This is a genomic window from Clostridium sp. CAG:43 (assembly GCF_000434655.1).
In the GTDB taxonomy this organism is placed as follows: Bacteria; Bacillota; Clostridia; order Lachnospirales; family Lachnospiraceae; genus Otoolea; species Otoolea fessa.
On record NZ_FR895066.1, the window covers coordinates 40961 to 51998 of the forward strand.

12 protein-coding genes are annotated in these 11038 nt (G+C 50.0%); 11 read left to right on the forward strand and 1 reads right to left on the reverse strand.

The genetic code is table 11. The features are described 5' to 3' along the window. Positions 1 to 105 precede the first annotated feature (105 nt). The 11 genes from pyrF (at position 106) to QVO97_RS05405 (ending at position 9843) form a co-directional block, all read left to right on the forward strand. Positions 106 to 1023 carry an orotidine-5'-phosphate decarboxylase gene (gene pyrF, locus QVO97_RS05355; RefSeq protein WP_022359361.1) on the forward strand — a complete coding sequence of 306 codons (918 nt, stop codon included), beginning with the start codon at positions 106 to 108 and terminating at the stop codon, positions 1021 to 1023. Positions 1024 to 1033: 10 nt separating this feature from the next. Beyond that, positions 1034 to 1798, forward strand: coding sequence for a dihydroorotate dehydrogenase electron transfer subunit (locus tag QVO97_RS05360; protein ID WP_022359362.1), 765 nt, complete (start codon positions 1034 to 1036; stop codon positions 1796 to 1798). Continuing rightward, positions 1795 to 2700, forward strand: coding sequence for a dihydroorotate dehydrogenase (locus tag QVO97_RS05365; RefSeq protein ID WP_022359363.1), 906 nt, complete (start codon positions 1795 to 1797; stop codon positions 2698 to 2700). Before QVO97_RS05360 ends, QVO97_RS05365 begins: the two co-directional genes overlap by 4 nt. Positions 2701 to 2714: 14 nt before the next feature. Then, positions 2715 to 3389: an orotate phosphoribosyltransferase gene (gene pyrE / locus QVO97_RS05370; RefSeq protein ID WP_022359364.1), complete on the forward strand. Its 675-nt coding sequence runs from the start codon at positions 2715 to 2717 to the stop codon at positions 3387 to 3389. A 74-nt stretch (positions 3390 to 3463) separates the two neighbouring features. Further along, entirely contained in the window at positions 3464 to 3613 is a 150-nt protein-coding gene (locus QVO97_RS05375) for a hypothetical protein (RefSeq protein ID WP_022359365.1), read from the forward strand. Between the two features lie 94 nt (positions 3614 to 3707). Continuing rightward, positions 3708 to 4187 carry a VanZ family protein gene (locus QVO97_RS05380; protein WP_022359366.1) on the forward strand — a complete coding sequence of 160 codons (480 nt, stop codon included), beginning with the start codon at positions 3708 to 3710 and terminating at the stop codon, positions 4185 to 4187. After that, on the forward strand, positions 4168 to 4494 hold the full coding sequence (locus QVO97_RS05385; RefSeq protein WP_022359367.1) for a hypothetical protein: 327 nt from the start codon (positions 4168 to 4170) through the stop codon (positions 4492 to 4494). The genes QVO97_RS05380 and QVO97_RS05385 overlap by 20 nt, the downstream gene beginning before the upstream one ends. A 127-nt stretch (positions 4495 to 4621) precedes the next feature. Next, entirely contained in the window at positions 4622 to 6694 is a 2073-nt protein-coding gene (locus QVO97_RS05390; RefSeq protein ID WP_022359368.1) for an aminopeptidase, read from the forward strand. Positions 6695 to 6763: 69 nt separating this feature from the next. Continuing rightward, positions 6764 to 8044, forward strand: a complete 1281-nt coding sequence (locus tag QVO97_RS05395) for a D-alanyl-D-alanine carboxypeptidase family protein (RefSeq protein WP_022359369.1) — start codon at positions 6764 to 6766, stop codon at positions 8042 to 8044. Between the two features lie 171 nt (positions 8045 to 8215). After that, the gene (locus QVO97_RS05400) at positions 8216 to 8809 is read left to right on the forward strand and encodes a hypothetical protein (RefSeq protein ID WP_022359370.1); all 594 of its coding nucleotides are present in this window, start codon (positions 8216 to 8218) and stop codon (positions 8807 to 8809) included. Between the two features lie 14 nt (positions 8810 to 8823). Beyond that, on the forward strand, positions 8824 to 9843 hold the full coding sequence (locus QVO97_RS05405) for a glycosyltransferase family 2 protein (RefSeq protein ID WP_107000480.1): 1020 nt from the start codon (positions 8824 to 8826) through the stop codon (positions 9841 to 9843). A 268-nt stretch (positions 9844 to 10111) separates the two neighbouring features. Here QVO97_RS05405 and QVO97_RS05410 read toward each other — a convergent pair whose 3' ends face one another. After that, on the reverse strand, positions 10112 to 10777 hold the full coding sequence (locus QVO97_RS05410; RefSeq protein ID WP_022359372.1) for a phosphatase PAP2 family protein: 666 nt from the start codon (positions 10775 to 10777) through the stop codon (positions 10112 to 10114). Positions 10778 to 11038: the final 261 nt, after the last annotated feature.

Below are 11038 nucleotides of genomic sequence, written 5' to 3' on the forward strand. Positions count from 1 at the left end.
CATAAGCAAAAACCCTTTTTTCCTTGCTCCGTGCCCTTGAAAGCGCCCTCCACTTATGATAAAATAAGTTGATTATTTATGAGAGATACTCTGGAGGAGAACGTGATGGTTAGTAAATTGATTGAGAAGATTCAGAAGACAAAGGCACCGATCTGTGTAGGACTGGATCCGATGCTTGGATATATTCCGGAGCACGTGAAGGAAAAAGCATTTGCGGAGTTCGGAGAGACCCTGGAAGGAGCGGCAGAGGCGATCTGGCAGTTTAACTGTGCGATCGTGGATGCGACGGCTGATCTGATTCCGGCGGTCAAACCGCAGATTGCGATGTATGAGCAGTTTGGCATCGAAGGTCTGAAAGCGTATGACCGGACTGTCAAATACTGCCAGCAGAAGGGCTTAATTGTCATTGGAGACATCAAGCGCGGCGACATCGGTTCCACATCGGCTGCCTACGCAACCGGTCATCTCGGCAGCGTGAAGGTTGGAAATACGACCTGTTCCGCGTTCAATACCGAGTATGTGACGGTCAATCCGTATCTGGGAACCGACGGCGTGAAACCATTTGTGGACGAGTGCAACGCATCCGACCGCGGTATCTTTGTACTGGTAAAGACTTCTAACCCATCCAGCGGCGAGTTCCAGGATCGTCTGGTGGACGGTCGCCCGCTTTATGAGCTGGTAGCGGAGAAGGTCGTTGAGTGGGGGGAGGCTTCCATGGATGGCGACTACAGTAATGTAGGCGCAGTTGTGGGCGCAACTTACCCGGAGATGAGCAAGATTCTGCGTAAGCTGATGCCGAAGACTTACTTTCTGGTTCCGGGTTATGGCGCACAGGGCGGTACGGCAGAAGACTTAAAATACTGCTTTAACGAGGATGGACTGGGCGCGATCGTCAATTCTTCCCGCGGTATCATCGCGGCATACAAGAAAGACGCATACGCCAAATTCGGTCCGGAGCATTTTGCGGACGCATCGAGACAGGCTGTCATCGATATGATTGCGGACATCGGACGTGTACTGTAAGGAGGAGCTCATGGCACAGAAGAAAGAGACAGCAGTTGTATATAGTCAGGAAGAACTGGTACCTGGCATTTTCAGTATGTGGATCGTGACGGACATAGCGGACGAGGCAAGACCGGGACAGTTTATCTCGGTCTACAGCCAGGACGGTTCCAGACTTCTTCCGCGCCCGATCAGTATCTGCGAGGCAGATCCGGATGAAGGACGCCTGCGGATCGTATACCGGATTGCCGGTAAAGGAACGGATGAATTTTCCAAATATGTTTCCGGAGACCCGATCGATATCATGGGACCTCTGGGAAATGGTTTCCCGCAGGAGGGCGAAAATGTATTTCTGATCGGCGGCGGTATCGGTGTTCCGCCGATGCTTGAGATGGCGAAACAGTTAAACTGCGAAAAACAGATCATTTTAGGATACCGGGATAAAAATCTCTTCCTCCGGGATGAATTTGAGGCATATGGAGAAGTCTTTGTGGCGACCGAGGACGGAAGCGTCGGCACGAAGGGCAATGTTCTGGACGCGATCCGGGAGCAGAACCTGACGGCGGATGTGATCTACGCCTGCGGACCGACCCCGATGCTGCGCGCCATCAAGGAGTATGCGGCAGAAAAGGGAATCAAGTGCTATATTTCCCTGGAGGAGAAGATGGCATGTGGAATCGGCGCCTGTCTGGCATGTGTCTGCCAGTCGAAGGATGTAGACCACCACAGCAATGTACACAACAAGCGGATCTGCAAGGATGGTCCCGTATTTTTAGCCGAGGAGGTAGAATTATGAGACAGATGGCAGTCAATCTTGCGGGTGTAGAGCTTAAAAACCCGGTCATGACGGCATCCGGAACCTTTGGTTCAGGGGCAGAGTACGGCGAGATGGTTGATCTGAACAAGCTCGGCGCGGTTGTGACCAAGGGTGTGGCAAATGTGCCGTGGCCAGGCAATCCGACCCCGCGTATTGCGGAGGTGTACGGCGGCATGATCAACGCGATCGGCTTACAGAATCCGGGGTATGATTTATTTGCATCGAGGGATATCCCGTTTTTACGTCAGTATGATACGAAGATTATCGTCAATGTATGTGGAAAAACGACGGAAGATTACGTCGATGTAGTGGAAAAACTGGCGAGCCAGCCGGTCGATATGCTGGAGATCAACATTTCCTGCCCGAACGTCAAGGAGGGCGGCATCGCATTTGGACAGGATCCGAAAGCAGTGGAGGCGATCACCCGCGAGGTAAAACGCCATGCGAAACAGCCGATTATCATGAAGCTCAGCCCGAATGTTACCGACATCACGGAGATGGCGAAGGCAGCCGAGGCAGGCGGTGCGGATGTGCTGTCCCTGATCAACACACTGACTGGCATGAAGATCGATATCAACCGGAGAACCTTTGCGGTAGCCAACCGTACCGGCGGTCTGTCCGGCCCGGCAGTGAAACCAGTGGCAGTCCGCATGGTTTACCAGGTGGCGCAGGCGGTCAAGCTTCCGATCATCGGCATGGGCGGTATCATGAATGCGGACGATGCGATCGAATTTATTCTGGCAGGCGCAAGCGCGGTGGCAGTCGGTACGGCGAATTTCCATAATCCGTATGCGACGGAGGAGATCGTGAAGGGCATCGACGCCTACATGGAAAAATATGGCATTGAAGATATACATGAACTGATTGGTGCGGTTCGGTAAGATAGGAGAGTATGATGGAACAGTATAAGCAGGAATTTATCAATTTCATGGTAGAGAGCGAAGTGCTCAAGTTTGGCGAATTTACCTTAAAGAGCGGACGTAAATCTCCGTTCTTCATGAACGCGGGTGCATATGTAACCGGTACGCAGCTGCGCCGTCTGGGCGAGTATTACGCCAAGGCGATTCATGACAACTATGGTCTGGATTTCGATGTCCTGTTTGGACCGGCTTACAAGGGAATCCCGCTGGCAGTTGCCACCTCGATGGCGATCAGTGAGCTGTACGGCAAAGAAGTACGTTACTGCTCCAACCGGAAAGAGGTCAAGGATCACGGCGATACCGGCATCCTTCTGGGAAGCAAGTTAAAGGACGGCGACCGCGTCGTTATCATCGAAGATGTAACCACTTCCGGTAAATCCATCGAGGAGACCTTCCCGATCCTCAAATCCCAGGCAGATGTGGAGATCAAAGGTCTGATGGTATCTTTAAACCGTATGGAGCGCGGCAAGGGAGAAAAGTGTGCGCTGGATGAGATCAAGGAACTGTACGGCTTCCCGACCGCAGCGATCGTATCGATGTCAGATGTCGTAGAGTGCCTGTACAACAAGGAGTGCCAGGGCAAGGTCGTGATCGATGATACACTGAAAGCAACGATCGACGCATACTATGAGCAGTACGGTGCAAAATAGAGATTTGGTTCACGGAGCGGCATGCTTGAAATGGGAAATGCCATGCGACGGAGTGTAAGAAGGAGCGGATCGATATGGAAAAGATCTACAAAACGATGCAGGGAACCGGTGTGATTAATATCGTGATTGGAAGCGTGATCATCACGGTAGGGCTGGCAGCCGGTGTGATGGCGATCGTCAGCGGTGCGTTTTTACTGAAACGCAAATCAGATATTACATTCTAAAAATTGGATTTGAAACAGGGCAGATATGCCCAGTCGAAAGAGAAAAACCGTATGACCGGGGACGGTGTACGGTTTTTCTCATTTCTGGCAGTTTATGTGGGGAATTATGTGGAAACGGACAAAAACGCATCAGAAGGTGTGCTGGATATTCTTTGTCGCATACCTGGTGCTTCTTATATATTTTATGTTTTTTTCGGACGGATTCGGGCGCGCGCCGCATGTGGAGTATGCCTATAATCTCGTTTTATTTAAGGAAATCAAACGGTTTTATATTTATCGTGATATAGTGGGGACGGAAGCGTTCCTGTTAAATACGGCTGGCAACGTGGTGTGCTTCATGCCGTTTGGATTTTTCCTGCCGATCATCAGTCCGAGATTTGGAAAATGGTACCTGATGTTGATTCTGAGCTTCCTTCTGACTTTGAGCATCGAGACGATTCAGCTCGTATTCAAGGTGGGAAGTTTTGATGTGGATGATATGTTTTTAAATACGTTAGGTGGAATTGCTGGCTACCTCTGCCAGTGGATTACACGTGCAATTGGGAGGTGTCTGCATGGGACGTCAAACAGATAACCGGATTTCTTATATCCGCAAGCCGATGGCAGAACACGGCTATCTCTGCCTGGGACTGGCGGGAGTCGGTCTGCTGCTGTGCGTGGCAGGGATGGCATTCAGTGTCCGCAGCCAGGGCAATACGCCGGTCGGCGCGCTGTCGATGTGCTTTTCGAGCATATTATTTTCCGTGGCGTCGCTGATGTACGGATGGAAATCTTTTAAAGAAGAAGAAAAAAATTATATATTCGCGAAAATTGGTATGATTTTGTCGGGGCTTCTGGTCATCTGGTGGATTGTGACGATTTTGATTGGCATCCGGGGCTAAGAATGAATGGTTTTTATGCGTGGCTTGCCTGGAATGCCGGACCAATGGAACGCCGGTAAGAGCCTTTGCGGCGGGCGTGGTTTGAAAGTGAAATTTGGTGATGGCAGAAGGAGGAAAATATCTGAACATGAAATATTGGGAACTTTTGAAAGAAGAAAATGAGGCGGTTGCGGAGCGCCATGAGCTCGCGATGGAGCGCATCGGCCATATGAAAGAAGAAGCGACGGTTGGTGAGCCATACCGGGCATTTTTTGAGCGCACCGTCCAGTTTATCGAGCTGATAGAAGAAACCTTCCAGAAACAGATGGATGGGACGCTGGCGGCGATGAGCCAGAAAGAGGCAACAGAATTTAACCGGACGCTTTATGCGGATATACTTCCAGAGGCGTATGGGAAGAGCTTTGCGAACCCGGACTATGCGGCAAAAGAGCTGGGAGAGAACTATGGTCCGTGGCTGTCATTTCTCTATACGGAGATCCGCAGCGCGATCGTTTACGCCTATGAGAGCCGTCTGGTGGATGTGACGGTGTTGGAGGAACTGTTTATTGAGGTTTACAACCTGTTTGAGGGCGGTACTCCGGAGGTGGCGGAGCTTCGCGAGCCGCTCTACTATTTTGTCAGTGATTATTGTGACAGGATGCTTCCGTGGCGGGTGCGTGAGACGCTGGATCCGTCGCTGGATTTTGGAAAATCGATCATCATGGACAGTGATTTAAACGATCTGCGTTATCTGTACCGGTTTGGCGAATATATCTCGGAGACAGAGCTTGCGACGGCACGTTTTATGAATAAGCTGCCAGAGGAGACGGTACGCCGGATGGCAGATACCTACACAGAAGGCTACCGCAAGGGATTTGCGGCGACCGGACGCAGCTATGAGGGCAAGAAAACGGTGCAGATCCGTTACCACATCGGATTTGAGCGCATGATCCGGATGGCAGTGGAAAATTTCCGCGAACTCGGTCTGGAGCCGATCATTGCCCGCGCCTCCATCGGCACGGTGAACCGGATGGCGGCGCGCACGAACGGTTACTATGGCACACCGGCGAACCGCCAGTACGAGTATGATCACCGCTACGACAATGCGGTTTACCTGGACAAGGCCTTTCGTGAGCGGAAACTGTCTATTTTAAAGGTGGCATATGAGACATACAAGGATCTGGCGTCGGTATATGCCGGTCCGGCAGTTGTGGAAACCTTCGGCGAGGCCGGATTTGAGCCGGTCAATGCAGCAGCAGCCTTTTCTTTAAGTGAAAAACAGGAGAAACTGCTGTTATCCTACAGCAATGAGGCGATGCAGATTGTGGACGCGTATATTCCGGGAACGGAGACGAGCTTCACAATCATTGCATTCCCACTTCCGGAGATCGGAGCGGAGTTTGAGGCGGTTTTCAAGGAGACGATCCGCATCAATACGCTGGACTATGAGCTGTACCGCGACATCCAGCAGATCATGATCAACGAACTGGATCAGGCATCTCAAGTTCACATCAGCGGACGCGGCGGCAACCGCACCGATCTGACCGTACAGCTTCACACGCTTGCTGAGCCGACGAAACAGTCGAATTTCGAAAACTGCGTGGCGGATGTAAATATTCCGGTTGGAGAAGTCTTTACCTCCCCGCAGCTTGCTGGGACAAACGGGCTTCTGCATGTCGGCAGCGTCTATATCGGGGAATTTCAGTTCAAAGATCTGGAAATCCGGTTTGAAAATGGTATCGCTGTCTCCTATACCTGCAAAAACTTTGAGACGGAAGAGGAAAATAAGGCGTTAGTGAAACAGATGATCCTAAAAAACCATGAGACGCTGCCGATGGGCGAGTTTGCGATTGGCACCAACACAACTGCGTATGAGGTAGCGCTGCGCTACGGCATTCTCGACAAATTCCCGATTCTGATTGCCGAGAAGATGGGACCGCACTTTGCGGTAGGCGATACCTGCTACAGCTGGATGGAGGACTGCCCGGTCTTCAATCCGGATGGACGCGAGATGGTGGCGCGTGAGAATGAGATTTCAGCAAAACGCAAAGAAAATCCGCAGGAGGCATATTTTGGCTGCCATACGGACATTACAATCCCGTACTCCGAGCTGGATACGATCGAGGCGATTCATCCAGATGGAACGAGTGTAAAGATCATCGCGGGCGGACGGTTTGCGCTGCCGGGGACGGAGAAGCTGAATGAGCCGCTGGAAAAATAAAAAGAAAAAGTCATAGAAAACAGGTTTATTCTCATATAATCTCCTGAAAAGGGATTCCGGAGCAGCCGGATGGGAGATAAAATCAGAAAATGGATAGCCGTTCTGCTGGCAGGAAGTATACTGGCGATGATTCAGTTGGTTCCGGCCGGCGGGGCGGTTTTTGTTCGTGAAAACATAGAAAATAAAGAGATTCTGGGAGAGAAAGAGACTTCTCTACAACAGACCCTTCACGCCCGTGCCTGGGTTCTCATGGATGCGGACAGTGGGCGTATTCTGGCGGAGAAAGATGCGGATACCGCTTATCCGATGGCAAGCACGACGAAGATTCTGACCTGCATTCTCGCACTGGAACAGGGAAATCCCGATGACTGGGTCGAGGTATCAGAGAAAGCGGCCTCCATGCCGGATGTCCAGCTCAATATGCGGGCGGGGGAGCGGTACCGCCTATCGGATCTACTCTATTCCCTGATGCTGGAATCCCACAACGACAGCGCCGTGGCGGTGGCGGAGCATATCGGGGGAAGTGTGGAAGAATTTGCGGAGAAAATGAACCGGAAAGCGTGGGAGATAGGATGTAAGAATGTTTGTTTCGTGACACCGAACGGTCTGGACGTTGCGGATGCGGATGGAAACGAACACAGCGCTTCGGCGGCGGATATGGCGCGGATCATGCGCTACTGCGCGTTCCAGTCGCCGTGCCGCGAAACATTTCTGGAAATTACCCGTACGGCATCACGGACGATTCAGGATGAGTCGGGAAACCGTTCATTTTACCTGGCAAACCATAACGCGCTTTTAAACCAGTGCGCGGAGGTGCTGTCGGGCAAGACAGGATTTACCGGGAAAGCCGGGTACTGTTATGTGGCGGCGTTAAAAAAAGAGGGAAAAGCATTTACGGTGGCGCTTCTCGGCTGCGGGTGGCCACCGCACAAGACGTACAAATGGGCGGATATGCGGAAACTCGATCAGTATGCATTTGATACATATAACTGGTATGATATATTTGACCGGGAGAAAACATTTCCGGAGGTGGAGGTGAGGCGGGGCGTGAAAGGAACGACGGCGCTCACACTGAATCTGCCATCGGAAAAACAGACGTTTCTGATGCTTCTGCGCGCGGACGAGAAGCCAGACATCCGTTATGAGTACCCGACCGAGCTGGAAGCACCGGTTCATGAAGGACAGGAGGTCGGGCAGGCATCCTATTATATTAATGACGAGCAGGTGGCTGCTTATCCGATCTATGCGGCAGAAACAGTGGAGAAGATTGATTATGGGTGGTGTTTAAGACGATGCGTAACTTATTTTGAAAGAGAATTTCAGTCAATGTGGCAGATGTGGGGAGTTTGAGTTGTTATTACTGGGCACGTATGCGTGAACAGTAACGACTTGTTCACAATACTTTTACAAAAATCTGCTTTATTTTGCTGGTTAATTTTGTTATAACTATAGATAGTGTGAATTACTGAGAATCAAGGATCCGGACACGGAAACGTGGAAAGAGAAAGAGAGGCACGGAGGATGAAACAGACATCACTGAGCAGGGAACAGGGGCTTGCGCTCCTTCGCAAGTATAATAAAGAACCATTTCATATTTTACATGGACTGACCGTGGAGGGCGTCATGGAGTGGTATGCCGAGCAGCTGGGATACGGGGACGAAAAAGCATTCTGGGGCATGGCAGGACTGCTGCATGACATTGATTTTGAACTTTATCCGGAAGAACACTGTGAGCGGGCACCGGAGCTTCTGCGCGACGGAGGCGCAGAGGAAGATTTAGTCCATGCGGTTGTCAGCCACGGCTACGGCATACGGGTGGATGTGGCTCCGGAACATGAGATGGAAAAGGTGTTGTTTGCAGCCGATGAGCTGACAGGGCTTATCTGGGCGGCGGCGAAGATGCGCCCGTCCAAGAGCACCAAGGACATGGAGCTTTCAAGTCTTAAGAAGAAATTTAAGGACAAGAAATTTGCGGCTGGATGTTCCAGAGACGTGATCCGCCGCGGGGCTGATCAGCTTGGCTGGGAATTAGACAAACTGATGGAACAGACGATTCTCGCCATGCGCTCCTGTGAGGATCGGGTCAACAAAGAGATGGAGGAACTGGAGTTTTGAGAGAAAATAAACCAATGAAACTGTTGTCGGTAGCGATTCCGTGCTACAATTCGGCGGCATATATGCGTAACTGCATCGAATCCCTGCTGCCGGGCGGCGATGAGGTGGAGATCCTGATCGTGGATGACGGTTCCACAAAAGATAATACGGCGGAGATTGCCGATGAGTATGAGAGAAACTATCCGGGGATTTGCCGGGCGATTCATCAGGAAAACGGTGGTCATGGCGAGGCCGTCAATGCGGGACTGCGCAATGCGACGGGCGTCTATTATAAGGTCGTGGACAGCGATGACTGGGTCAACGAAGAGGCGTATATGGAGGTTCTGGATACGCTGCGCAAATTTGTCCATGACAATGTGACGCTGGATATGCTGATTACCAACTTCGTTTATGAAAAACAGGGCGCAAAACACAAAAAGGTCATGAACTACAACATGGCGCTCCCAAAACGCCAGCTCATCGACTGGAACGGTGCAAGAGGCTTCCGCCTGGGACAGTATATCCTGATGCATTCGGTCATTTACCGTGTGGAAATGCTTCGGAACTGCGGCTTGGAACTGCCAAAGCATACGTTCTACGTGGATAATATTTTTGTATATCAGCCGCTTCCACACGTAAAATCCATGTACTACCTGGATGTGAATTTCTACCGCTATTTCATCGGACGCGACGATCAGTCGGTCAATGAAAAAGTCATGATCAGCCGTATTGATCAGCAGATACTCGTCACGAAGCTGATGCTGGGATATTACGATGTGACCAAGATCAAGAATCCAAAGCTGCGCCACTACATGGTCCGCTATCTGGAGATCATGATGACAGTTACGTCAATTCTGGCGATCCGCTCGGAGACAGAGGAAAATCTGAAGAAGAAAAAAGAACTGTGGCAGTATCTGAAACAGCAGAATTTCACGCTGTATATGCGCCTGCGTTGGGGCTTCCTCGGACAGGGCGTAAACCTGCCGGGAAAAGGCGGACGGAAGGTGTCGATCGCCTGCTATAAGATTTCGCAGAAGTTTTATGGGTTTAACTAAAAATAGGGCGGATTAGAAAAGAAAATCAAATCTGTCAAAAAATGCAAATTAAAAATCCGATCGTCTGGAAAATGGAGTGTTTCCAGATGGTCGGATTTTCTGATTCTATGTCAATCATTAGATATGATTCGATAAGGGATTACCACGTGATGAATGTTAGAGACCTGGTTTTCGTAATGACTGCGGCAGGGGGGATTTATCGCAGATAAAAAGCTGGCACCTGTCATACTTTGGCGCCAGCTTATGTTTACTTGTCTTGAGAAATCCTTTAGCGAATATATTCCGGTTCGTTCTCTGTCTCTTCCTGCGTGCTTCCCGCATATACTAACGGATAGATAGCTGCGCTTAAAAGAATCGCGCCTGCGACGTCCAAAACCGAGTGCTGCTTCAGCGAGACAGTTGCCATACAGATAGCGGCCATCAGGATACCGGAAAGAATCCGGATTACTTTGTGCTTTTTCAGAGACTCACTCTTCATGACCGCGATGTGGGTTCCGATGGAATTGTACACGTGGATGCTTGGAAATACATTCGTGTTTGTGTCAGCCTGGTGGAGCATATAGACCAGACGGGAACAGAGGTTCTTGTCCGGGTTTACGGCGGTTCGCAGGTCAGTTCCATTCGGGAACAGGGTGCAGATTAAGAGTGACAGCGTCATGCCGGTAAATAAAAATGCACATAACCGGTAATATTCTTCCTTGTTCTTGAAGAACAGGTATGCAATCGCAGCGGTCACATAGGCGAACCACAGTAAATATGGGATGACGAAGTATTCATTAAACGGAATCATATCATCCAGCGATGAGTGCATGATATGGTAATTGGAGGTCACGGTTTTTTCCAGATGCGTAAACCACGGAAGATAGATAAATCCGTATCCCAGAATCCATATATGCCCGTATTTCTTCAGGAGTTCCTTCAGAAAATGTTTCATATCAATCAACCTCGATTTTCTTTTTATCATAAATAAATTAACATTATTTTAACATCTCTCCAAGTTCGTCTGATTATAGCACACTCACCCGCCAACTTCAAGGCTAAATAGGGATTGTTATAAATATTAAGAAAAAGGTTATGGAATGTGAAATTTGTTAAACAAAAATTTTATGGATGGACAGGGACTTTAAGTAAAATAAAAACAGCTTGCTCAACTGCAAGCTGCTTCATCAATAGCGAGAGGGGGATTCGAACCCTC

Excerpts from the sequence above, each read along its gene's own strand:
- QVO97_RS05390 (WP_022359368.1), top strand. The coding sequence starts at position 4,622 with ATGAAATATTGGGAACTTTTGAAAGAAGAAAATGAGGCGGTTGCGGAG.
- QVO97_RS05395 (WP_022359369.1), top strand. The coding sequence starts at position 6,764 with ATGGGAGATAAAATCAGAAAATGGATAGCCGTTCTGCTGGCAGGAAGT.
- QVO97_RS05365 (WP_022359363.1), top strand. The coding sequence starts at position 1,795 with ATGAGACAGATGGCAGTCAATCTTGCGGGTGTAGAGCTTAAAAACCCG.
- pyrE (WP_022359364.1), top strand. The coding sequence starts at position 2,715 with ATGGAACAGTATAAGCAGGAATTTATCAATTTCATGGTAGAGAGCGAA.
- QVO97_RS05400 (WP_022359370.1), top strand. The coding sequence starts at position 8,216 with ATGAAACAGACATCACTGAGCAGGGAACAGGGGCTTGCGCTCCTTCGC.
- QVO97_RS05405 (WP_107000480.1), top strand. The coding sequence starts at position 8,824 with ATGAAACTGTTGTCGGTAGCGATTCCGTGCTACAATTCGGCGGCATAT.
- QVO97_RS05375 (WP_022359365.1), top strand. The coding sequence starts at position 3,464 with ATGGAAAAGATCTACAAAACGATGCAGGGAACCGGTGTGATTAATATC.
- QVO97_RS05380 (WP_022359366.1), top strand. The coding sequence starts at position 3,708 with ATGTGGGGAATTATGTGGAAACGGACAAAAACGCATCAGAAGGTGTGC.
- QVO97_RS05385 (WP_022359367.1), top strand. The coding sequence starts at position 4,168 with ATGGGACGTCAAACAGATAACCGGATTTCTTATATCCGCAAGCCGATG.
- QVO97_RS05360 (WP_022359362.1), top strand. The coding sequence starts at position 1,034 with ATGGCACAGAAGAAAGAGACAGCAGTTGTATATAGTCAGGAAGAACTG.
- pyrF (WP_022359361.1), top strand. The coding sequence starts at position 106 with ATGGTTAGTAAATTGATTGAGAAGATTCAGAAGACAAAGGCACCGATC.
- QVO97_RS05410 (WP_022359372.1), bottom strand. The coding sequence starts at position 10,777 with ATGAAACATTTTCTGAAGGAACTCCTGAAGAAATACGGGCATATATGG.